This window comes from Aeromonas taiwanensis (assembly GCF_000820165.1).
Taxonomy (GTDB): Bacteria; Pseudomonadota; Gammaproteobacteria; order Enterobacterales; family Aeromonadaceae; genus Aeromonas; species Aeromonas taiwanensis.
In genome coordinates this window covers 57,955-79,425 of sequence record NZ_CDDD01000013.1, presented here as the reverse complement: position 1 = coordinate 79,425, position 21,471 = coordinate 57,955, and the positions used below count along the sequence as shown (strand labels likewise).

Here is a 21,471-nt window from a genome sequence, read left to right as displayed (position 1 = left end):
GCAAACGCCTTGAGAGATGGATATGAAGAAGACGTTGATTTCCCTGCTGACCGCAGGCCTGTTCGGTGTCATGAGCCAGGGCGCCTTCGCCGCCCCCGAGCTGATGGACAAGGTGCTGGCCGTGGTCAACAAGGACGTGGTGCTGGCCAGTCAGCAGGAAGCCCTAGTACAGAAGGTGAAGGCATCCGCCCAGGAGAGTGGCCAGTCCCTGCCCGATGACGTCACCCTGCGCAAGCAGGCGCTGGACCGCCTGATCCAGGAGAGCCTGCAGCTGCAACTGGCGGAGCGCCAGGGGCTCAAGATCAGTGACACCCAGCTGGAGCAGGCCATCCAGAGCATCGCCGCCGACAACAAGATGACCCTGGAGCAGCTGCGTGCCCAGCTGGATCGGGAAGGGCTGACCTATGCCCAGTACCGGGAAGAGGTGCGTCGCGAGATCCTGATGAACGAAGTCCGCCGCAGCCAGGTGCGTCGCCGCATCAACATCTCCGATCAGGAGGTCAAGCAGGTGGTCGAGGCGCTGAGCAAGCAGGGCCAGCAGCAGACCGAGTTCCATATCGGCCACATCCAGGTTGCCCTGCCGGATAACCCGAATGCCGAACAGCTCAACGCCGCCAAGGCCAAGATCGAACGCATCCTCGCCGCCCTGAAAGAGGGGGCGGATTTCCGCAAGCTGGCCATCGCCGAGAGTAACGGTCCCAAGGCCCTGGAAGGGGGTGACTGGGGCTGGATGAGCCCGCAGGAGATGCCCACCCTGATGGCCGAAGCGGTACAGGGCGCCAAGAAAGGCGACATCGTCGGCCCGCTGCGCTCCGGTGCCGGTCTGCACATCGTCAAGATCTTCGACACCAAGGGTCAGCAGCAGGTGATGCAGACCGAGGTGAAGGCCCGTCACATCCTGATCAAGCCCTCCATCATCCTGAGCGAGGAGAAGGCCAAGAGCACCCTGGACGGCATCCTGCACGACATCAAGAGCGGCAAGGCGAGCTTCGCCAGCATGGCGGAGAAGTACTCCGAGGATCCGGGTTCCGCGGTACAGGGCGGCGAGCTGGGCTGGTCTGATCCCAACGTCTACGTGCCGGAGTTCCGCGACATGGTGGGCCGCCTGCAACCTGGCCAGATCAGCGAACCCTTCCGCACCACCCACGGCTGGCACATCGTCCAGCTGGAGGATCGCCGCAGCCAGGACGCCACCGGCAAGGCCCAGGAGCAGCGAGCCTACCAGCTCATCTTCAACCGCCGCTTCGCCGAAGAGTCCCAGTCCTGGCTGGATGAGCTGCGTGACGAAGCCTACATCCAGATCGAACCGAACTGATGAGCTGTCATCGTCTTGCCATCACCCCGGGTGAGCCGGCGGGCATAGGCCCGGATCTGGTGCTGCACATCGCCCAGCGGGACTGGCCCCATCAACTGGTGGTGATCGCCGATCCCGCCCTGTTGCAAGAGCGGGCAGCCCTGCTGGGGCTGTCTGTCGAGCTGGAACCTTATGACGCCACGGCCCCTGCCCGCCCCCAGCGGGCGGGGACCCTGAGCATCTGCACCGTGCCCCTTGGCGCCCCTGCGGTGCCGGGCATACTCGACGAAGGTAACGGCGCCTATGTGCTAGCCACCCTGCAACGGGCCTGCGACGGCAACCTGAGCGGCGAGTTTGCCGCCGTGGTGACCGGGCCGGTGCACAAGGGGATCATCAACCAGGCGGGCGTGTCGTTCAGCGGCCACACCGAGTTCTTCGCCCAGCAGTCCGACACCGCCGACGTGGTGATGCTGCTGGCCACCGAAGGGCTGCGGGTGGCGCTTGCAACCACCCACATCCCGCTGGCCTATGTGGCCAAGGCCATCACAGAGGAGCGCCTTGGCAAGGTGATCCGCATCCTGGATGCGGATCTCAAGCGCAAGTTCGGCATCGAACAGCCCCGGATTTACGTCTGCGGCCTCAACCCCCACGCCGGGGAAGGGGGGCACCTCGGTCGTGAAGAGATCGAGGTGATCGAACCCGCTCTGGCCGCTCTGCGCCAGGAGGGGATCGATCTCGTCGGCCCCCTGCCGGCCGATACCCTGTTCCAGGACAAATACCTCAAGGATGCGGATGCGGTACTCGCCATGTACCACGACCAGGGGCTGCCCGTGCTCAAATACAAGGGCTTTGGCAACTCGGTCAACATCACCCTCGGACTTCCATTCATCCGTACTTCGGTGGATCACGGCACCGCGCTGGATCTGGCAGGCAAGGGCCTGGCCGATCCCGGCAGCCTGATCACCGCGATCAACCACGCCATCCAGATGGTAGAGAAAAAAAGATATGAGCAGTAAGGTGCACATGGGCCACACGGCCCGTAAGCGTTTCGGTCAGAACTTCTTGCACGACCGTTATGTGATCGACCAGATAGTGGCCGCCATCAACCCCCAGCCAGGTCAGAACCTGGTGGAGATCGGGCCGGGTCTGGCGGCGCTAACCGAACCGGTCGCCGCCCAGATGGACAAGATGACCGTGGTCGAGCTGGACCGGGATCTCGCCGCACGCCTGCGCGATCACCCCACTCTTAAAGACAAATTAACCGTCATCGAGGCCGATGCCATGCGCTTCGACTTCAGCACCCTGATGGGGGAAGGCAAGGGGCCGCTTCGTATCTTCGGCAACCTGCCCTACAACATCTCCACCCCGCTCATCTTCCACCTGTGCGAGTTCGCCGAACGGGTGGAAGACATGCACTTCATGCTGCAAAAAGAGGTGGTACTGCGTCTGGCCGCTGGTCCGGGCAGCAAGGCCTATGGCCGCCTGAGCGTGATGACCCAGTACTACTGCCAGGTGATCCCGGTGCTGGAAGTGGGCCCTGGCGCCTTCAAGCCGGCACCCAAGGTGGACTCCGCCGTGGTACGCCTGGTGCCGCACAAGAACCCGACCATAGTCGCGAAGGATATCCGCTGCCTGAACCGGGTCTGCACCGAGGGCTTCGGCCAGCGTCGCAAGACCATCCGCAACAGCTTCGCCAACTTCATCACAGACGCCCAGCTGACCGAGCTTGGCATCGATGGCAACCTGCGACCGGAGAACCTCTCCCTCGAGCAGTTCGTCACGATCGCCAACTGGCTGGCCGATCAGCAGCAGGCCTGATCCCATGACGAAAGCCCGGATCCTGGTCCGCCCCCACCCCAGCTATGTGGCAGGGACCGCAGACCCTTACCATTTTCTCTATCGCATCGAGATAGAGAACCTGGGTCCGGGCACGGTGCAGCTGCTGCATCGACGCTGGCTCATCACGGACGCCAATGGCAAGATGCAGGAAGTGGAAGGGCCCGGGGTTGTCGGTGAACAACCCCTGATCGCCCCAGGCGAGACCTTCACCTACCAGAGCGGCGTGCCGCTCGCCACGCCGCTCGGCGTGATGGAAGGCAGCTACATCCTGCAAGATGAATCTGGCCAGCAATTCGAGGCGCCCATCGCCCCCTTCACACTGGCCATTCCAAACATTATCAACTGAGGTTTCATGGCGAACTGTTTCGTCGGCGATATCCAGGGCTGCTACGACGACTTGCGCCGCCTGCTGGATCTTGCCGAGTTCGACTTCGATAACGACGTGCTCTGGCTGTGCGGTGATCTCGTCGCCCGCGGCCCGGACTCTCTCAACACCCTGCGCTTCGTCAAGTCACTGGGACAACAGGCCGTGACCGTGCTCGGCAACCATGACCTGCACCTGTTGGCCGTGGCCCACGGGGTCGCGCCCCTCAAGAAGAAGGACAAGCTGCAGGAACTGATGGAAGCACCGGATCGGGACGAGCTGCTGGAGTGGCTGCGTCACCGGCCGCTGCTGGCTGAGCACCCCGATCTGCCCATCATGATGATCCACGCCGGTCTCTCCCCCGCCTGGGATGCCCACACCGCTCGCAGCTGTGCGCGGGAAGTGGAGACCCTGCTGCGCGGGGATCAGTACAGCTGGCTGCTGCACAACATGTACGGGGACCAGCCAGACAGCTGGGACGAGGGTCTGCTGGGGATAGAGCGCTACCGCTACATCATCAACAGCTTCACCCGCATGCGCTTTTGCTACTTCGATGGCCGGCTCGACTTCAAATGCAAGAAGGGCCCCACCGAATCGACCCCGGGCCTGCGCCCCTGGTTCGAGCAGCGCGAGCACCATGTGGATGACCCCATACTGGTGTTTGGCCACTGGGCGGCACTGATGGGCAAGACCGGCAAGGACGACATCAAGGGGCTGGATACCGGCTGCGTCTGGGGCAACAGTCTCACCCTGTGGCGCTACGAGGACGACGCCCTGATAGCGACGCCCTGCCCTGTCTATGCCAAGTAAGGATCTGGGCCTAGCCCAGCTGTGCCTGACGCTCCGGCACAATCACAGGACTCCCGCCTAGCCTTTGCCAGGCAGCAAACACCAGTCAGGGGCGAAAAAACAAGACGGGCCCGGCATCACCGGGCCCGTCTTGTTATCACAACCCACAAGGCTATAGCCTGCGCCCCAGCCGCTTCTCAATCTGGCGCCGCTCCCACTCCGGGCCGAACAGCCTGAACGGCTGGAACAGATTGATGGCGTGGGAAGCCAGCCCCAGCCCCCACCCCAGCATGGGCCACCAGGCCCAGATGTAGTCCGGATTGCTCAGGTAGTTGATGACGAACAGCCCCCCTATCACCAGCACATAGCTGATGAGGTGACCATAGAAGCCCCGCAACCCCTCCACGAACTTCATCGCCTCCCGCTCATCCCGCGCCACTGACACTGCTTCCCGACCGTCCACTTCGTTTCCTCTCATCTCGCTCTCCTGCAGTTGGATCACATCGAGCTCGAAGACGGCGGCCAGGGCCTTGAGGGATTCCAGTCCGGGTGACTGTCCCTGCTCTATCCGCTGGATGGTGCGAACGCTCAGGCCAGTCAGGGTCGCCAGCTGTTCCTGGGACCATCCCCGTTGCAATCTCAACTTCCTGACGATCATCTTGTGCTCCTTGTGGTGATTGACAGGACCAGCATAGGGACAGAGCCGAACGAGAGACACGACAGAGAGCCGACACTTACCTGACTTACTTTTAAAATCAGACAATTAGGATTGTTCACAGCCGATCTTTCGTCCATGAAACCAGACAGGGCCAGGCCCGCCATGCGGGGTCTCGCCGCAAAGCGGATCCGGCTGCGCATCCAGCCGGGCGACCCGGCATGGGAACGAAACAGGTCCAAAGGGCTGGCCTACAGCCCCTGCATCAGCTCGGCGCCAATCTCGAAGGAGCGCAGCCTGGCCTGATGATCCACGATGGGCCCGTTGAACATCAGTTCGTCAGCCCCGGTTTCCGCCAGCAGGGCCTTGAGACCGTGGCGTACCCGCTCCGGATCCCCCACCAGGGAGCGGGCCAGGGTCTGCTCCATCGCCATCAGTTCCCGGGGGGACCACTCCTCCCCCAGCGCCTGCACCGGCTGCGGCAGCTTGCCGGCATCCCCTCGGTAGAGGCGCAGGAACTGTTGCTGTACCGTGGTGAACTGGAAGCGGGCCTCCTGTTCGCTGTCGGCGGCGATCAGGTTGACGCAGACCACGGCATAGGGCTTGGGCCAGCGAACCGAGGGGCGATACTGGGTGCGATAAAGCTCCAGCGCCTGGAGCAACAGACCGGGGGCAAAATGGGAGGCAAAGCCGAACGGCAGCCCCATGGCTGCCGCCAGCTGGGCGCTGTAGAGACTGGAGCCCAGCAGCCAGATGGGGACGTGCAGCCCCTGGCCCGGCACCGCCTGGACGGCGCCGATCTCGTCCCCGAAGTAACCCATCAGCTCGCGCACGTCCGCCGGGAAATCGTCCACCTCGCCACTGCGCTGCCGGCGCAGCGCCTGCATGGTGCGCTGATCGCTCCCGGGAGCGCGGCCGAGGCCGAGATCGATGCGATCCGGGTAAAGGGAGCTTAGCGTGCCGAACTGCTCGGCAATCACCAGCGGCGAATGGTTCGGCAACATGATGCCACCGGCACCGATCCGCAGGGTGGAGGTGCCCCCCGCCAGATGGCCGATGAGCACCGAGGTGGCGGCACTGGCGATCCCCGGCATGTTGTGATGTTCCGCCAGCCAGTAGCGGTGGTACCCCCAGCGTTCCGCATGCCGGGCCAGGTCCAGAGAGCGGCGAAACGACTCGGCCGGCCATGAGCCCTCGGGAACGGGCACCAGATCCAGTACGGAATAGGGAACGACAGACATGGGACACTCCTTTGATTCACAGGGCATTTGCCAGTGCAGCAATGTAGCACGAGATATCTGAATGAATCACGTGACCGGAGCAGGCTGGCAAGACGTTCCCGAGCGGTCCACTCGTCGGTACGCATTCACTATGCGCTGCGAAAGAGGTCACTAAGGCCTCATTCCATCCCGTCAGGCCCTATGCTTTTTGTCATTAAGCGAGCACACTGATAGGCGATCATGACCGCGATCGCCGGAGGACAAGGACCCGTCCATGACAAGCACACAACTCAGCCGCAAACCCTTCTACGTACACATTGCCACCCTTTTCATCCTGCTCTTCTCCGTGTTGGGAGGGGCCCTCATCCTCCTGCAGTTCCAGCAGGGCATGCAACAGGGGCTGGCGCACGAACGACAGAGTTTCCAGCACTATCGGGAGCAGCTGGCGCTGGCCATCACGCTGAACCAGCGCCCCGCGCGCATGTCACTGAGCCTCTTGCGCAGCGGTCAGCTCTCTGCCACGCCGGACCTGGAGGCACGCCTCGCCTTTCTGCCCCAGCTGGCTGAAGTGCTGGCCAACAGCAGCAGCTATGGCGCCATCTATGTGGGTTATGACAATGGTGATTTCTTCCTGGTGCGCAAGCTGACCGAACGGGCGAAAGGGGCGCTGGACAATCCGCCCGCCGAGAGCCGTTTGCTGGTCCAGAGCCTGAGTCAGGGTCGGGGGGAATTTCTCTATTTTGATCAGCGCCAGCGGCTGCTGGAGCGACGCCCCATGCCGGAGTACCGCTTCGATCCCCGCGATCGCGGCTGGTACAAGCAGGCACGCTGGAACACCGGCATCATAGTGACCCACCCCTACCTCTTCTTCACCACCCGGGAGCCTGGCATGACCCTGGCGGTGGAGAGCGATGACCGCCGGGCAGTGATCGGGCTGGATGCCGGTGTAGAGGGGCTCTCCTCCCTCATCGGCGAGCTGCCCCTTCCCAGCCACAGCCAGCTGGTGCTGTTCGACGAGGCCGGCACCCTGTTGGCCACGGACCCGAAACAGTTGCCGAGCTTCGACCAGCTGAGCCGCCTGCCCATGCTGACAGCCCTCAGGCATCCCGTCCTGGCCCTGCTGCAACAGGAGATGGCGAGCCAGCCCACCCTGCTGCACAACCCTACCGAGCTGACCCTGAGCACCGACAAGGGGGAGGACTGGCTGATCAACCTCTCCTCCCTCGGGGAAGGCTCCCCCTTCTATCTCGCCCTGCTGGTTCCGGCGAAGGTGCTCACCGCCCCGGCTCGCCAGGATGCCCTGCACAACCTGGCCTGGGCATTCGCCGGCCTGCTCCTGCTGCTGCCCGTCATCTGGCTGGTGGCCAGACGGACGGCCACCCCCTTGCTGGCTTTGACCGCAGAGGCCGAGCGGATCCAGCAATTCGACTTTGGCCAGAGCAAGGAGCCCGGCTCGGCCATCCGGGAGATAGACGATCTCGCCCGCGCCATGTCCAGCATGCGGCTGACCCTGGGCAACTTCATGAGCATGGGACGGGCACTGACGGCCGAACACCGCTTCGACTCCCTGCTGAGCCGCATCCTCCATGAAACCGTGTCCGCGGCCCAGGCGGAAGGAGGCGCCCTCTACCTAGCGCAGAAGAAGCAGATGCAGGCCGTTCAAGCCATCTGGCAGGGGCAGCCGCTGCCCTGCGAACAGGTGATCTGGCAGGATACCCTGCTCGCCGGCCTCTATCACACGGAGCGTCTCAGCCTCCGCCTCGATGAGGAGCAGTGGAACCGTTGCCTCGTGGGCTGGGGCCCCTTCCCCGGCCCTTGCCAGCTGCTGGTCGAACCCCTTCACAACCACCGCCAGGAGCTGATCGGCAGCCTGCTGCTGGTGCTGCCGGACTGCTCCCCCCGGGAGCTGGTTTCACGCATCAGCCTCATCGAGGCGCTGGCGGGCATGTCCGCCTCCGCCATCGAAAACCAGCGCCTGCTGGAAGAGCAGAAACAGCTGCTGGAGGCCTTCATCGAGCTCATCGCAGGCGCCATCGACGCCAAGAGCCCTTACACCGGCGGCCACTGCCAGCGCGTCCCCGAACTGACCAAAATGTTGACGGAGGCGGCCTGTGCACAGCAGCAGGGGCCCTTCAGAGACTTTAACCTCAACGACGAGGAGTGGGAGGCCATTCACATCGCGAGCTGGCTGCACGACTGCGGCAAGGTGACCACCCCGGAGTTCGTGGTCGACAAGGCCACCAAGCTGGAGACCATCTACGACCGGATCCACGAGATCCGCACCCGTTTCGAGGTGCTCAAGCGCGATGCCCACATCGAGGCCCTGGCGGCCAGACTGCCAGCCTCGGAGCGGCAGGCGGCCGAGGAGGCGCTGGCATCCCACTGGCAAACCCTGGATGAGGAGTTTGCCTTCGTGGCCGAGTGCAACCTGGGAGGCGAGTGGATGGCACCGGAGAAGCTGGCCAGGCTGGATGCCATCGCCAAACGTAGCTGGCTGCGCACCCTGGACGATCGCCTCGGCATCAGCCAGGAGGAGAGAAAGCGCCATCCAGGCCCCTCCCCCCTGCCCTGCCGCGAGCAGCTGCTCGCCGACAAGCCGGTTCACCTCATTCCCCGCCCGGACCAGGACAACCTCGCCCGCAACAACCCCTGGGGCTTCAAGGTCAGGGTGCCCACCCACCTCTACAACCGGGGGGAGCACTACAACCTCGCCATCGGCCGCGGCACCCTTACCGAGGAGGAGCGCTACAAGATCAACGAGCACATCATCCAGACCATCCGCATGCTGGAGCGCCTCCCCTTCCCCCGCCACCTTAGCAAGGTGCCCGAAATAGCCGGGGGTCATCACGAGCGGATGGATGGCACCGGCTATCCACGCCAGCTGCAGGGGGGGCAGATGAGCATTCCCGCCCGCATCATGGCCATCGCCGACATCTTCGAGGCGCTGACCGCGAGCGATCGCCCCTACAAGTCGGGCAAGACTGTCTCCCAGTCCCTGGGCATCATGCAGAAAATGGTAGAGGAGCAGCACATAGACCCGACCCTGTTCGCCCTCTTCATCGAGAGCGGCGTCTGGCGCGACTATGCCAGGCGTTTCCTCGCCCCCGAGCAGCTCGACGAGACGGCCTGCCAGTCCCTGCTGGCAGAGGCACACTAGCCTTCACCGCCGTCCATAAAAAAAACGGTCAACCTGGGTTGACCGTTTTTTCTTAAAGCACTGCCTCTTAGAACAGCAGATGGGCCACACCGGCAATCACCGGCAGGGTGATCAGGGTGCGCAGCAGGAAGATGATGAACAGCTCCCACAGCTTGACCGGGATCTTGCTGCCCAGCAGCAGGGCGCCCACTTCCGACATATAGATAAGCTGGGTCACCGACATGGCGGCGATCACGAAGCGGGTGATATCGCTCTCTATGGTCGAGGCCAGCACCGCCGGGATGAACATGTCGGCGAAACCCACCATGATGGTCTTGGATGCGGCTTCCGCCTCCGGCAGTTGCAGCAGCTCCAGCAGGGGAACGAAAGGCGCCCCCAGCCAGTTGAACACCGGGGTGTGTTCGGCCAGCATCAGGGCACAGGTGCCGATGGCCATCACAACGGGCAGCACCCCGAAAATCATGTCCAGGGCGTTCTTCACCCCTTCCCGCGCCACGGCGCCCATGTCGGTCATGCCGTCGGCCTTGGCCAGGGCTCGCTGATAGCCATAGCTCAGCACGCTGTGCTCATGGGGAATCGCCTCCTGCTTGCGGCACAGGGGCGTACCGTCGCTGTAGACATCCTTCTTCCAGGAGAGCGGCGGCAGGCGCGGCACCACGATAGCGGCCACCACGCCAGCCAGGCAGACGGTCAGGTAGAAGGGCACGAACATGTGTTCCAGCTTCACCTGAGAGATCACCACCAGACAGAAGGTGATGGAGACCGCGGAGAAGGTGGTACCGATGACGGCAGCTTCCCGCTGGGTATAGAACTTGCCTTCGTACTGTTTGCTGGTGAGCAGAATGCCAACGCTGCCATCCCCGAGCCAGGAGGCGAAGCAATCCACCGCAGAACGGCCCGGCAGGCGGAACACGGGGCGCATGATGCGGGTCATCATGGTGCCGACAAACTCCAGCAGACCGAAGTCGAGCAACAGCGGCAGCAGCAAGCCGGCGAAGATGAATACCGAGAACAGTACCGGCAGCAGATCGTGCAGCACCAGGCCGCCGGTCGCGCCGGAACGCAGCACCTCGGGGCCAACCTCGAAGAAGGTCAGCAGCACGAAGATCCCGCCCAACACCCGCACGCAGGCCCAGAAGGGGGAGACGTTGAACAGGCTGTTCAGGAAGGGGCGACGCACCAGGATGGCCGGCTTGAACAGCCAGGCGACCAGGGTCATCAGCATGGTGGTGGTGATGATGGCGCTGACCATGGCAACCAGATGATCGGCAAACACCGTCTGCACCAGCTTCGCCAGCACGGCGACGGGGATGGTGACATTGCCGTCGTAGAGGACCGGGGTCATGAACAGCAGGATCCCGATCAGCGACGGGATCAAAAACATCAGCACGTTGCGGCGAGTACGGATCGCCGGTGCCTCCAGGGTCTTTTCCAACATGATAAAACCTTAAATGTGACTTTTCCTTCAGCCAGGCCACCTGCATATCCATGCTCTTGCCCGGCAAGCGGGCGCAAGAATAACGTAAAAAAGTGCACAAACAAGCTTTTTATACATTATCTCAAGCATAAATATTTTATCAGGCAAACCATCCATAAGAACAAACCAAAACAGTCATGCATATCAATTCATTTTTATTGGTTAGCATAATGTTTCAAGGAGGTTAAGTTCAGGAGCGCAGTATAATCTGCAGCCGCAGGCAGGCAATAAGAGAGATGAAAAATATATCTATAGGGTGATCCCGTCGATCCTCCCATAAAAAAACCGGAGCCTCTCGGGGCTCCGGTTTCGTCACTGAGGCGATACTCAATCGCGGACGTAGATGACTTCGACACCGTCGTCATCCTCGTCGTCCCAGTCATCATCGTCCAGGCCATCGTCAAAAGCCTTGGACGCCGCCAGGGCCTCCGCCTCGGCCTGGGCCAGCTGGTTCTTGTGGTAGTCGTCCCACTTGAACTCCACCTTCTCGATGGCGGCCTTGGCATCGGCATCCAGCTGACGGGGCATGGTGTCCAGCAGATCCAGGATGTCGTAGCACACCTTCTTGGTGCCTTCCTTGCTGATGGCGGTGATGGCGTAGACCGGGCCCTCGTGGTTCAGGGCGGCCTTGACGCGCTCCATCACCTCGCCCGCTTCCTCTTCCAGGATCAGGTCCATCTTGTTGAACACCAGCCAGCGCGGCTTGCTCGCAAGCTCCGGGCTGTATTTCTCCAGCTCCCGGACGATGGTCACGGCATTTTCAGCCGGATCTGAGCCATCTACCGGGCAGATGTCCACCAGGTGGATCAGAACGCGGCAACGCTCCAGGTGCTTGAGGAAGCGGATCCCCAGACCAGCCCCCTCGGCAGCCCCTTCGATCAGACCCGGGATGTCGGCAATGACGAAGGAACGGGAGTTCTCGCCACGCACCACGCCGAGGTTCGGCACCAGGGTAGTGAAGGGGTAATCGGCCACTTTCGGACGGGCGGCGGAGACGGCGCGGATGAAGGTGGACTTGCCCGCGTTGGGCAGGCCCAGCATGCCGACGTCCGCCAGCAGCAGCAGCTCCAGCTTCAGGGTACGCACCTCACCCGGGGTACCGTTGCTCTTCTGGCGCGGGGCCCGGTTGACGGAGCTCTTGAAGCGGGTGTTGCCAAGGCCGTGGAAGCCGCCCTTGGCGACCAGCAGCTTCTGATCGTGGCTGGTCAGATCCCCCAGCAGCTCGCCGGTGTCTTCGTCGCTGGCACGGGTACCGACTGGCACGCGCAGGATCTTGTCCTTGCCACGACGGCCGGTACAGTTGGCGCTCTGGCCATTCTCGCCACGCTCGGCGGCATGGAAACGCTCGAAGCGGTAGTCGATCAGGGTGTTCAGGTTTTCATCGGCAACCAGATACACGTCGCCGCCGTCGCCGCCGTCACCGCCGTCCGGGCCACCGTTCGGGATGTACTTCTCGCGGCGGAAGCTCACACAACCGTTACCACCGTCACCGGCATCGACTCGAATCTGGACTTCATCAACAAACTTCATAGGTAACCGTCACCTTAATTCGAAAAACCGATACGCAATTATAGTGATACGGGCCCCTTCGGGCGAGACGCATCTGGCCGATTGAGCCTGCCTGCGCCAGCTCATCCGCGTGCCGTTTTTTCGTCAAACTCATCAGAAAAACAAAAGCCCCGCCTGGTGGGCGGGGCTTCGGATCCTTGCGGTCCGTAATTACTCAGCAACGATGCTGACGTACTTACGATTCTGCGGACCTTTAACTTCGAACTGCACTTTACCGTTCGCGGTAGCGAACAGAGTGTGGTCCTTGCCCAGACCAACGTTCTCACCAGCGTGGAACTTGGTGCCGCGCTGACGAACGATGATGCTGCCAGCCAGAACTGTTTCGCCGCCGAAACGCTTCACGCCCAGGCGTTTAGCTTCAGAATCGCGACCGTTGCGGGATGAACCGCCAGCTTTTTTGTGTGCCATCTATCGGACTCCTCTAATTAAGCGCTGATGCCAGTGATTTTGACTTCAGTGAACCACTGACGGTGGCCCGCTTGCTTACGGTGGTGCTTACGACGACGGAACTTGACAATAGTCACTTTCTCGCCACGGCCGTGAGCCACAACTTCAGCTACAACCTTGCCACCTTCAACGAAAGGAGCACCTACTTTGAAAGTGTCGCCTGCAGCAACCATCAGCACTTCGTTGAAGTCGATGGTAGCGCCAGTCTCAACGTTCAGCTTTTCCAGACGAACGATTTGACCTTCGGCCACACGGTGTTGTTTTCCGCCGCTTTGGAATACCGCGTACATTTGATTAACTCCGTAAAGGCGTGTCTTTTGCTCAAGGCCAGACACGCGCAAAAACCTATAACAATGGGCGGGCATTCTACGCAGAACGATTTGCCGAGGCAAGGCCAATTTAGCAAAAAGTTTATTTTGTGCGCATATCCCTCGCCGTGAATAAACGCTTAACTGTAACCCATTGTGAAATCGTGTAGAATCCCCGCCATTGCTAAAAACGCAGTAAATGCTGCCGTCACGTTACGAGACTTATGGACCAACAGACTATCCGTGCGCTCTGTGCCGCCGACATGACGGCGGTCAATGAACTGATCCTGGCAAGACTCCAGTCCGATGTCAGCCTGATCAACCAGCTGGGTTTCTATATTGTCAGTGCCGGTGGCAAACGGATGCGCCCCATGCTGACCGTGATGGCGGCGCGCGCCCTGGGCTACGAGGGTGAAGATCACCTGAAGCTGGCCGCCATCATCGAATTCATTCACACCTCCACCCTGCTGCACGACGACGTGGTCGATGAATCCGACCTGCGCCGGGGCCGGGAAACCGCCAACGCCCTGTTTGGCAACGCTGCCAGCGTTCTGGTGGGTGACTACCTCTATAGCCGCTCCTTCCAGATGATGAGCGAGCTCTCCAACCTGAAGGTGATGGAGATCCTCTCCGATGCCACCAACACCATCGCAGAAGGGGAAGTGTTGCAGCTGATGAACTGCAACGACCCGGATACCACGGAAGAGAGCTACATGACGGTCATCTACTGCAAGACCGCCAAGCTGTTCGAGGCAGCGACCCGCCTCGCCGCCGTGCTGACCCATCAGTCCGCCCCCGTCGAGCAGGCCATGACCGACTACGGCAAGTATCTCGGCACTGCCTTCCAGATTATCGACGACGTGATGGACTACTGCTCCCAGAGCGACGAGATGGGCAAGAACGTGGGCGACGATCTGGCCGAGGGCAAGCCCACCCTGCCGCTCTTGCGCGCCATGGAAGTGGGTACACCGGAAGAGCGCCAGCTGGTACGCGACGCCATCGAGCACCGCAACGGCATGGATCACCTGGAACGCATCCTGGCCATCCTCGACCGTACCGGTGCCCTCGAATACTCTCGCCAGCGGGCCCGGGAAGAGGCCGACAAGGCCATTGCCGCCCTCGCCATCCTGCCGGACTCCCAGCACAAGCAGGCACTGGAAACCCTGGCCCACATGGCGGTACAACGCAGCGCCTGAGTCGAATTTCCGAATCCAACAAAAAAGAGGCCATTGGCCTCTTTTTTCATTCTCTATCGCCGTGGCGACTAGTGGCCGAGTGCCCAGAGGATGACAGCCCCCGCCACCACCAGGCAGCCGCCGATGCGGCGCAGCTGTTCAGGTGGCTGATCGCTCAGTATCCGCAGCATCTGCTGCCAGGCCTTGGGGGCCAGCAAGGGACCCAGCCCCTCGAACAGCAGCAGCAACCCCAACCCCATCAGGATGGATGTCAGCATCCCCCCTCCTCACAAGAAATGCCTCACAATGGAAAAGGGCCTGAATGCTCAGGCCCTTTGCTATCACCATTCGGTGTTTACTGCTTGTCCCCGTTAGGCGACTTGAGGTAGCGGAAGAACTCGCTGTCCGGCTTCAGGACCATGAGGTCATTGCCACTGGCGAAGCTCTTGCGATAGGCCTCCATGCTGCGCACGAAGCTGAAGAACTCGGGGTCCTTCTTGTAGCTGTCAGCGTAGATCCGGGCGGCTTCGGCATCCCCTTCACCGCGCAGCTGGCGGGCGTTGCTCTCGGCGTCGGCGATCATGACGGTCACCTTGCGATCGATGTCGGCGCGCAGGATTTCGGCCTGCTCGCGACCCTGGGAGCGGTGCTCACGGGCCACAGCGGTCCGCTCGGCACGCATCCGCTGATAGATGGAGCTGGAGACTTCCACCGGCAGGTTGATCTGCTTGATCCGCACATCCACCACCTTGATGCCGAGCTCGGAGGAGCGCGCCATCTTCATCAGGGCATCTTCCATCACGGTGCTCCGCTCGCCGGAGACGATGTCCTTGATGGTGCGGTTACCGATCTCGGAACGCAGGCCGTTGTTGATCTTGCGCTTGAGCAGGTCTTCGGCCTGGATCTTGTTGCCACCACCGGTCGCCAGGTAGTACTTGGAGAAGTCCTCGATCTTCCACTTCACGTAGGAGTCGATGATAAGGTCTTTCTTCTCGGAGGTGACGAAACGATCCGCCTGGCCTTCCAGGGTCTGGATGCGGGCATCCATCTTGCGCACCTGGTCGATGAGCGGCACCTTGAAGTGCAGGCCCGGCTCATACAGACGCGGCTCACCGGAATCCACCCGCTTCACCTTGCCAAACTGCACCACGATCCCCTTCTGGCCTTCATCGACGATGAAGACGGAAGAGAAGCAGACCATGGCGGCCACAGCGATGACACCAATAGCTATCTTCTTCATCTATCAGTTTCTCCCTGTGCTGAAACGATCACCGCCACGCAGCGGGGTCGGTGTGGAATTGGCCCCTTCGTTGGACGGCTGGGCCGGCTCGACGGCAGGGGTGCTCGCCGGACGCGCCGGTTGCACGGCATTCGCCTTGCCGGAGAGCTTGTCCAGCGGCAGGTAGATCATGCTGTTGTTGCCAGCCGGCATGTCCACCAGGACCTTGTTGGCCTGCTGATAGAGCTCTTCCATGGTTTCCAGGTAGATACGATCGCGGGTCAACTCCGGGGCAGCCTGATACTGGGGCAGCAGCTCGTTGAAGCGGGCGACCTCACCCTTGGCCTTCAGCACGATCTGGGACTTGTAGGCTTCGGCTTCCTGCTCCAGGCGCTTGACCTGGCCGCGGGCCTTGGGCTCCACTTCACGGGCATAGGCTTCCGCCTCACGAATGAAGCGCTGTTCATCTTCCTGAGCGGAGATGGCATCATCGAAGGCGTCCTTCACCTCTTCCGGCGGACGAGCCGGCAGGAAGTTGACGTCCACGATCTGCAGACCCATGTGGTAGGGCTCGATGATGCTGTCGATCACCTGCCAGGTCTCCTGGCGCACCTTCTCACGACCCGTGGTCAGCACGTCGTCCATCTTGGTGTGACCCACCACATAGCGCAGGGCGCTGTCGGTCGCCTGGCTCAGGCTCTCGTCGGCATTGGTCACACTGAACAGGTACTGCTCGGGATCGACCACGCGATACTGCACGTCCATCTCGACCCGTACCACGTTCTCGTCCTGGGTCAGCATGAAACCGGAGGCCGGCAGGGAGCGCACGGACTCCACATCCACCGGGATCACCCGATCGATGAAGGTCGGCTTCCAGCGCAGGCCCGGATCCACGTTGTGGGAGTACTCGCCAAAGCGCAGCACCACGCCCCGCTCGGCTTCGCGAATGGTGTAGAAGCCGCTGACGACCCACACCACCACGGCCACCACCAGGGCGATGGAGAGGCCAAACTTGCCCACGTCACCACCACCGGATTTGCCACCACCGAGCAGACCGCCGAAACGACGGCTCACCTTGCGCAGCATCTCGTCCAGATCAGGGGGGCCCTGATTCTTGCCGTTGTTCCCCCAGGGGTCACGGTCTTTGCCATTGTTACCAGGCTCATTCCAAGCCATCAGCGTCTCCATTAATACATGCGGATGGATATCATCTCTATCGGGCCATCTCTCGTCGATGAAACCTGTAAACATTCATCGTCATCGACGAATCAATGCCTGATAAAGCGTTGTAAACTCTCACCTTCTTGTTTCATGAGGCGGTTCCAGTCGGCCAGTTGCAGGCGGACTTCCAGGACGAAATCCCCCTCCTCGCTGAAACCTTCCTGCTCGATGCCCTTCAGCCGATAGAGCGCACTGCGCAATCTGGCGGCCGACGGCGGCAACTGCAGGGTGTGATGGACCATGGAACCGGCCAGCAGTTCGGTCAGGGCCAGGAAAAGGTATTCGCTGCCTTCGCCGGTCTGGGCCGACAGCCAGACTCGCACCGGGCGACCCGCCTCGTCACGCTCCAGGCCGGCAGGACGATCGCTCAGCTTGTCGATCTTGTTGCAGATCATCAGCTGAGGACGGTCATCCGCCTCGATCTCGGCCAGGACTTGCTGGACCGAGTCGATATTCTCCTGCATCTGTTCATCGGCACAGTCCACTACGTGCAGCAGCAGATCCGCTTCGCGGGTCTCCTGCAGCGTCGCCTTGAAGGCCGCGACCAGATCATGGGGCAAGTGCCGAATAAATCCAACTGTGTCCGCCAGGATCACATCACCCACATCCTGGATCACCAATTTTCGCAGGGTAGGGTCCAGGGTTGCGAACAACTGGTCGGCAGCATACACGCTGGCATCTGTAAGTTGGTTGAACAAAGTGGATTTTCCGGCGTTGGTGTAACCCACCAGGGAAACGGTCGGCACCTCGTTGCGGTTGCGGGCACGGCGCCCCTGCTCCCGCTGCTTGGCCACCTTGTCGAGCCGGCGCAGAATCGCCTTGATGCGTTCACGTAGCAAACGTCGGTCGGTTTCAAGCTGGGTTTCACCCGGGCCGCGCAGGCCGATCCCCCCCTTCTGACGTTCGAGGTGGGTCCAGCCTCGCACCAGGCGAGTGGAAAGATGGCGCAACTGGGCCAGTTCGACCTGCAACTTGCCTTCGTGAGTACGGGCGCGCTGGGCGAAGATATCGAGGATGAGGCCAGTCCTGTCCACGACCCGGCACTGGAACAGACGCTCCAGGTTGCGCTCCTGGGCGGGGGTCAGGGCATGGTTGAAGATGACCACGTCCGCATCCAGCATCTGGACCTGGGACGCGATCTCTTCCGCCTTGCCGCTACCGACAAAAAACTTGGCGCTGGGCGCGCTGCGACTGGTGGTGATCACCCCCAGTGCATTGACCCCGGCCGAGCTCACCAACATCTTGAGCTCGTCCAGATCCTCCCGCTCACCCTCATCGCTGAAGTTGACATGTACCAGAACGGCCTGTTCACCAGCTTCGTAACGGTCAAACAAGCGCTTGCTCCTTGACAGGTATCATGATGGATCTGTGTTGGCGAGTGGGCTCGCCGCGGGATATCACGCCTCGGCTTCACCCTGCTCTTCACCGGCAGCGCCCTGGGCGTGCTGATGATGGTTGACGGCACGGGCAGGCACCACGGTGGAAATGGCGTGCTTGTAGACCATCTGGCTCACGGTGTTCTTCAGCAGAATGACAAACTGGTCAAACGATTCGATCTGACCCTGCAGTTTGATGCCGTTCACCAAATAGATAGAAACAGGAATCCGCTCACGGCGCAGCGCATTCAAAAACGGGTCTTGGAGAGATTGCCCCTTAGCCATCTTTCTTTTCCTTATAGTTTGTTGTTTTTAAACACCGGATATTCAATATAACAACCTGATTATACAGGAGTGTCAAGCCGCACCGGCTCGGGCGACGACCCTTGCCAGATTGCCAGACTCACCAGATTCCAACCAGGTCACATCAGACCAACCGCGCAACCAGGTCATCTGACGCTTGGCCAACTGGCGGGTGGCAACAATTCCACGATAACGCATCTCATCATACTCCACTTCCCCCGCCAGGTAGTCCCACATTTGGCGGTATCCCACGCAGCGAATGGAAGGAAGTTCCGGGGTGAGGTCCCCCCGCTCGTAAAGCGCCCTGACCTCCTGCTCGAAGCCGCTTCCCAGCATCTTGTCGAAGCGCTGCTCGATGCGTTGGTGCAGCACGGCGCGATCCTGGGGGGCGATGGCAAACTGCAGCACACGGTAGGGCAGCCCCTCCCCCTGCACCCGGGTCAGCTCGGTGAGGGTTTTGCCGCTGATGCGGTAGACCTCGAGCGCCCGGCTGAGCCGCTGCGGGTCGTTGGGGTGGATGCGGGCGCCGGCCACCGGGTCGATGCGCACCAGTTCATCGTGCAGCGCCTGCCAACCAAGGCGCGCCGCCTCTTCCTCGATACCGGCCCGAATGAGCGGATCGGCGGAGGGCAGCGGGGAGAGCCCCTCCAGCAGCGCCTTGAAATAGAGCATGGTGCCGCCCACCAGCAGCGGAATACGGCCACGGTCGGCGATCTCCTTCATCTCCCGCAGCGCATCCTTGCAAAAATCCGCCGCCGAATAGCTCATGGCGGGATCCAGGATGTCGATCAACCGGTGCGGCGCCTGCGCCAGCTCGGCCGGCGTCGGCTTGGCGGTGCCGATGTCCATGCCGCGATAGATGAGCGCGGAATCCACACTGATGATGTCGCAGGGCTGTGCCTGGCACAGTTCGATGGCGAGATCCGTCTTGCCGGAGGCCGTGGGCCCCATCAGAAAAATTGCAGTCGGCAACTCAGCCACGTGAAAAACTCCCTCGCATGGTCGCCACCCTGGCGGCGCACCTGCAAAAAAACTGGTTTATGGGTTCAAGAGGAGGCATCCCCCTCACTTGCCATCGGCGAACTCGGCCAGCACGCTGGCCAGCGGCAGCGGGCGCACCAGGCGCGCGTCTGCCAGTTGGTCATTGAAATCGGCAACTAGTTCCGTCAACAATCGGTTAGCCGTGGCAAAATCGTATATTTTATCGGCACTTATGCCCTGCTCCACCAGCCATTGGCATAGTATCCCAGCCTGCTCGTCCGCATCACTGTCAGATCCGCTCTCGACCAGCTGCAGCAATTCGGGTAAGAGGCGGGCCAGATCGGTCTGGCGCAGCAGGGCCGGTACCCGAGTCAGGATCATGGTGTCGCGCCCGCCGCTTTTCAACTCCAGCCCCATGCGTTTGAGCAGGCGTTCCCGATCTTCCACCAGGGCGACCAGGTTTTTCGGCAGCTTGAAGGAGACCGGCAGCAGCAGGGGCTGGGCCGCCAGCCCCTGGCCCCAGGCGTCCAGCAGCCAGTGGCGCAGCAGCAGGCGCTCCGCCCGCACCAGGGAGAGCAGCGCCAACTGACCGCTGCGCTCCAGCAGCAGATAAGCCTGCTCCACCAGGGTCAGGGCACGCCACTCCCCGGTTCGACCGCTCGGGGCGGTGCCCGGGACAGTGCTCGGCGTAGTGCCTGGCGTAGAGCTCGCGAAGCGCTCTGGCGCCTCGGCCAGCGACGCTGCCGACGTCACTTCGGGCAAGGTGGTGAGCAGGGCGCCCATGCCACGCATCGCTGCCCGGCTCGGGGGCTCGGGGGGCTGGTAGTTGCCCCCGCGCCCGGCCCCTTCTCGTACGGTGCCCCCCTCTCTCGTCTGGGCGGGGGCCCGATAACTATGTTCGGCACCGTACCACTCGGTGCGCGGCGCCTGACCGGGGTAGGTGACCTCCGGGCTGCCCGGCAGCTCGATCAGGGTCTCGGCCAGCGGCTCCTCGGTGGCCGCGCCAACCCCTTCACGGCGCAGGGCGGTAAAGAGCGCCTGGAAGATGAAGTCGTGGATGAGGCGCGCCTGATGGAAGCGCACCTCGTGCTTGGCGGGGTGGACGTTCACGTCCACCTGACGGGGATCCAGCTCGATGTAGAGCACATAGGCCGCGAACCGGTCGGCCGGCAGCAGTTCGTCATAGGCCTGGCGGATGGCGTGGTTGATGAGCTTGTCGCGCATCATGCGGCCGTTGACATAGGTGTATTGCAGATCGTTTTGCGGCCTGGCGCCCTCCGGGGTCGCCAACCAGCCCCAGAGCCGCACGTCGCTGTGTTCGCTCGACACCGCCAGGGCGTGGTGCATGAAGGGGGAGCCACAGACGGCGGCGAGGCGACGCTCCTGCTCGGCCACCGTGTTGGCGGCCTTGTACTGGCGCACCACCTTGCCGTTGTGGCGCAGGATCAGGGTGGCATCGAAACGGGAGAGCGCGATGCGGCGCACCAGCTCGTCGATGTGGGCAAACTCGGTCTTTTCGCTGCGCATGAACTTGCGCCGCGCCGGGGTGTTGAAGAAGAGGTCCACCACCTCCACCGTGGTGCCCACCGGGTGGGCCGCCGGCTTGATGGTGACGCTCATCTCGCGCCCCTCGGCCTGGGCCTGCCAGGCTTCGGCCTGCTCCGCCGTGCGGGAGGTGAAGGTCAGTCGGGAGACCGAGCTGATGGAGGCAAGCGCCTCCCCGCGAAAGCCGAGGCTGTTGATCCCCTCCAGATCGTCCAGGGTCGCGACCTTGGAGGTGGCATGGCGCGACAACGCCAGCACCAGTTCATCCCTGGCGACGCCGCAGCCGTTGTCACGGATGCGGATGAGCTTGGCCCCGCCCTTGTCGATGTCGATTTCGACCCGGTCGGCGCCCGCATCCAGGCTGTTTTCCACCAGCTCCTTGACCACGGAGGAGGGCCGCTCCACCACCTCGCCGGCGGCGATCTGGTTGGCCAGGATAGGAGGCAATATACGGATCGGCATCGCTGACTCCTGAGCGTGGATCTGGGGAAGCGGGCTCCTTTGTCCGGCCATCTCCCGCAGCAAGCTGGCG

At 62.1% G+C, this 21,471-nt stretch carries 20 protein-coding genes; 7 read left to right on the top strand and 13 right to left on the bottom strand.

The window, feature by feature from the left end:
- The first annotated feature begins 22 nt into the window (after positions 1-22).
- From surA to BN1136_RS02510, 5 genes are read left to right on the top strand one after another with little or no spacing between them, the layout of a single operon-like run.
- Complete coding sequence (gene surA, locus BN1136_RS02530; RefSeq protein ID WP_043758294.1) at positions 23-1,315, top strand: peptidylprolyl isomerase SurA; 1,293 nt, start codon at positions 23-25, stop codon at positions 1,313-1,315.
- Positions 1,315-2,310: a 4-hydroxythreonine-4-phosphate dehydrogenase PdxA gene (pdxA, locus tag BN1136_RS02525; RefSeq protein ID WP_043758291.1), complete on the top strand. Its 996-nt coding sequence runs from the start codon at positions 1,315-1,317 to the stop codon at positions 2,308-2,310. Before surA ends, pdxA begins: the two co-directional genes overlap by 1 nt.
- Complete coding sequence (gene rsmA / locus BN1136_RS02520) at positions 2,300-3,112, top strand: 16S rRNA (adenine(1518)-N(6)/adenine(1519)-N(6))-dimethyltransferase RsmA (RefSeq protein WP_043758286.1); 813 nt, start codon at positions 2,300-2,302, stop codon at positions 3,110-3,112. Before pdxA ends, rsmA begins: the two co-directional genes overlap by 11 nt.
- A gap of 4 nt (positions 3,113-3,116) precedes the next feature.
- Positions 3,117-3,479, top strand: a complete 363-nt coding sequence (gene apaG, locus BN1136_RS02515) for a Co2+/Mg2+ efflux protein ApaG (RefSeq protein ID WP_043758284.1) — start codon at positions 3,117-3,119, stop codon at positions 3,477-3,479.
- Between the two features lie 6 nt (positions 3,480-3,485).
- Complete coding sequence (locus BN1136_RS02510; RefSeq protein ID WP_043758281.1) at positions 3,486-4,307, top strand: symmetrical bis(5'-nucleosyl)-tetraphosphatase; 822 nt, start codon at positions 3,486-3,488, stop codon at positions 4,305-4,307.
- A gap of 151 nt (positions 4,308-4,458) precedes the next feature.
- On the opposite strand, the gene BN1136_RS02505 is transcribed toward BN1136_RS02510, so the two are convergent.
- Both BN1136_RS02505 and BN1136_RS02500 read right to left on the bottom strand, forming a co-directional pair.
- Entirely contained in the window at positions 4,459-4,944 is a 486-nt protein-coding gene (locus BN1136_RS02505) for a 2TM domain-containing protein (protein WP_043758279.1), read from the bottom strand.
- Between the two features lie 248 nt (positions 4,945-5,192).
- The gene (locus BN1136_RS02500; protein ID WP_043808009.1) at positions 5,193-6,182 is read right to left on the bottom strand and encodes a luciferase-like monooxygenase; all 990 of its coding nucleotides are present in this window, start codon (positions 6,180-6,182) and stop codon (positions 5,193-5,195) included.
- 253 nt (positions 6,183-6,435) lie between these two features.
- On the opposite strand from BN1136_RS02500, the gene BN1136_RS02495 reads away from it, so the two are divergent.
- A complete protein-coding gene (locus BN1136_RS02495) occupies positions 6,436-9,318 on the top strand; it encodes an HD domain-containing phosphohydrolase (RefSeq protein WP_043808007.1) in 2,883 nt (960 codons plus the stop codon).
- 67 nt (positions 9,319-9,385) lie between these two features.
- Here BN1136_RS02495 and BN1136_RS02490 read toward each other — a convergent pair whose 3' ends face one another.
- From BN1136_RS02490 to rplU, 4 genes are all read right to left on the bottom strand, one after another.
- Positions 9,386-10,756 (bottom strand): YjiH family protein, encoded by a 1,371-nt coding sequence (locus tag BN1136_RS02490; protein ID WP_043758260.1) that lies wholly within the window; start codon positions 10,754-10,756, stop codon positions 9,386-9,388.
- A 366-nt stretch (positions 10,757-11,122) separates the two neighbouring features.
- Positions 11,123-12,325: an Obg family GTPase CgtA gene (gene cgtA / locus BN1136_RS02485; protein WP_043758257.1), complete on the bottom strand. Its 1,203-nt coding sequence runs from the start codon at positions 12,323-12,325 to the stop codon at positions 11,123-11,125.
- Positions 12,326-12,514: 189 nt separating this feature from the next.
- Positions 12,515-12,772 (bottom strand): 50S ribosomal protein L27, encoded by a 258-nt coding sequence (rpmA, locus tag BN1136_RS02480; protein ID WP_010673199.1) that lies wholly within the window; start codon positions 12,770-12,772, stop codon positions 12,515-12,517.
- Positions 12,773-12,789: 17 nt separating this feature from the next.
- Positions 12,790-13,101: a 50S ribosomal protein L21 gene (gene rplU, locus BN1136_RS19600; protein WP_005304210.1), complete on the bottom strand. Its 312-nt coding sequence runs from the start codon at positions 13,099-13,101 to the stop codon at positions 12,790-12,792.
- Positions 13,102-13,343: 242 nt separating this feature from the next.
- Between rplU and ispB the strand changes: the two genes are divergently transcribed.
- Complete coding sequence (gene ispB, locus BN1136_RS02470; protein WP_043758255.1) at positions 13,344-14,315, top strand: octaprenyl diphosphate synthase; 972 nt, start codon at positions 13,344-13,346, stop codon at positions 14,313-14,315.
- Positions 14,316-14,383: 68 nt separating this feature from the next.
- On the opposite strand, the gene BN1136_RS02465 is transcribed toward ispB, so the two are convergent.
- From BN1136_RS02465 to mutL, 7 genes are all read right to left on the bottom strand, one after another.
- The gene (locus BN1136_RS02465; RefSeq protein ID WP_043758252.1) at positions 14,384-14,572 is read right to left on the bottom strand and encodes a DUF2065 domain-containing protein; all 189 of its coding nucleotides are present in this window, start codon (positions 14,570-14,572) and stop codon (positions 14,384-14,386) included.
- A 77-nt stretch (positions 14,573-14,649) separates the two neighbouring features.
- Entirely contained in the window at positions 14,650-15,534 is an 885-nt protein-coding gene (gene hflC, locus BN1136_RS02460; RefSeq protein WP_043758249.1) for a protease modulator HflC, read from the bottom strand.
- Positions 15,535-15,537: 3 nt separating this feature from the next.
- Complete coding sequence (hflK, locus tag BN1136_RS02455) at positions 15,538-16,689, bottom strand: FtsH protease activity modulator HflK (protein ID WP_043758246.1); 1,152 nt, start codon at positions 16,687-16,689, stop codon at positions 15,538-15,540.
- Positions 16,690-16,781: 92 nt separating this feature from the next.
- Positions 16,782-18,068 carry a ribosome rescue GTPase HflX gene (gene hflX / locus BN1136_RS02450; protein WP_043758245.1) on the bottom strand — a complete coding sequence of 429 codons (1,287 nt, stop codon included), beginning with the start codon at positions 18,066-18,068 and terminating at the stop codon, positions 16,782-16,784.
- Positions 18,069-18,131: 63 nt separating this feature from the next.
- Positions 18,132-18,395: an RNA chaperone Hfq gene (gene hfq, locus BN1136_RS02445; RefSeq protein WP_005304228.1), complete on the bottom strand. Its 264-nt coding sequence runs from the start codon at positions 18,393-18,395 to the stop codon at positions 18,132-18,134.
- 72 nt (positions 18,396-18,467) lie between these two features.
- Positions 18,468-19,385 (bottom strand): tRNA (adenosine(37)-N6)-dimethylallyltransferase MiaA, encoded by a 918-nt coding sequence (gene miaA / locus BN1136_RS02440; protein WP_081843618.1) that lies wholly within the window; start codon positions 19,383-19,385, stop codon positions 18,468-18,470.
- A gap of 93 nt (positions 19,386-19,478) precedes the next feature.
- Positions 19,479-21,401, bottom strand: a complete 1,923-nt coding sequence (mutL, locus tag BN1136_RS02435) for a DNA mismatch repair endonuclease MutL (protein WP_043758237.1) — start codon at positions 21,399-21,401, stop codon at positions 19,479-19,481.
- Positions 21,402-21,471 lie beyond the last annotated feature (70 nt).

What these genes read in the sequence shown, in the direction of transcription:
- rpmA (WP_010673199.1), bottom strand. Translation starts at nt 12,772, where the DNA reads ATGGCACACAAAAAAGCTGGCGGTTCATCCCGCAACGGTCGCGATTCT.
- rplU (WP_005304210.1), bottom strand. Translation starts at nt 13,101, where the DNA reads ATGTACGCGGTATTCCAAAGCGGCGGAAAACAACACCGTGTGGCCGAA.
- apaG (WP_043758284.1), top strand. Translation starts at nt 3,117, where the DNA reads ATGACGAAAGCCCGGATCCTGGTCCGCCCCCACCCCAGCTATGTGGCA.
- mutL (WP_043758237.1), bottom strand. Translation starts at nt 21,401, where the DNA reads ATGCCGATCCGTATATTGCCTCCTATCCTGGCCAACCAGATCGCCGCC.
- BN1136_RS02465 (WP_043758252.1), bottom strand. Translation starts at nt 14,572, where the DNA reads ATGCTGACATCCATCCTGATGGGGTTGGGGTTGCTGCTGCTGTTCGAG.
- cgtA (WP_043758257.1), bottom strand. Translation starts at nt 12,325, where the DNA reads ATGAAGTTTGTTGATGAAGTCCAGATTCGAGTCGATGCCGGTGACGGT.
- pdxA (WP_043758291.1), top strand. Translation starts at nt 1,315, where the DNA reads ATGAGCTGTCATCGTCTTGCCATCACCCCGGGTGAGCCGGCGGGCATA.
- surA (WP_043758294.1), top strand. Translation starts at nt 23, where the DNA reads ATGAAGAAGACGTTGATTTCCCTGCTGACCGCAGGCCTGTTCGGTGTC.
- BN1136_RS02505 (WP_043758279.1), bottom strand. Translation starts at nt 4,944, where the DNA reads ATGATCGTCAGGAAGTTGAGATTGCAACGGGGATGGTCCCAGGAACAG.
- BN1136_RS02495 (WP_043808007.1), top strand. Translation starts at nt 6,436, where the DNA reads ATGACAAGCACACAACTCAGCCGCAAACCCTTCTACGTACACATTGCC.
- BN1136_RS02490 (WP_043758260.1), bottom strand. Translation starts at nt 10,756, where the DNA reads ATGTTGGAAAAGACCCTGGAGGCACCGGCGATCCGTACTCGCCGCAAC.
- BN1136_RS02510 (WP_043758281.1), top strand. Translation starts at nt 3,486, where the DNA reads ATGGCGAACTGTTTCGTCGGCGATATCCAGGGCTGCTACGACGACTTG.
- rsmA (WP_043758286.1), top strand. Translation starts at nt 2,300, where the DNA reads ATGAGCAGTAAGGTGCACATGGGCCACACGGCCCGTAAGCGTTTCGGT.
- ispB (WP_043758255.1), top strand. Translation starts at nt 13,344, where the DNA reads ATGGACCAACAGACTATCCGTGCGCTCTGTGCCGCCGACATGACGGCG.
- hflK (WP_043758246.1), bottom strand. Translation starts at nt 16,689, where the DNA reads ATGGCTTGGAATGAGCCTGGTAACAATGGCAAAGACCGTGACCCCTGG.
- hfq (WP_005304228.1), bottom strand. Translation starts at nt 18,395, where the DNA reads ATGGCTAAGGGGCAATCTCTCCAAGACCCGTTTTTGAATGCGCTGCGC.
- BN1136_RS02500 (WP_043808009.1), bottom strand. Translation starts at nt 6,182, where the DNA reads ATGTCTGTCGTTCCCTATTCCGTACTGGATCTGGTGCCCGTTCCCGAG.
- hflC (WP_043758249.1), bottom strand. Translation starts at nt 15,534, where the DNA reads ATGAAGAAGATAGCTATTGGTGTCATCGCTGTGGCCGCCATGGTCTGC.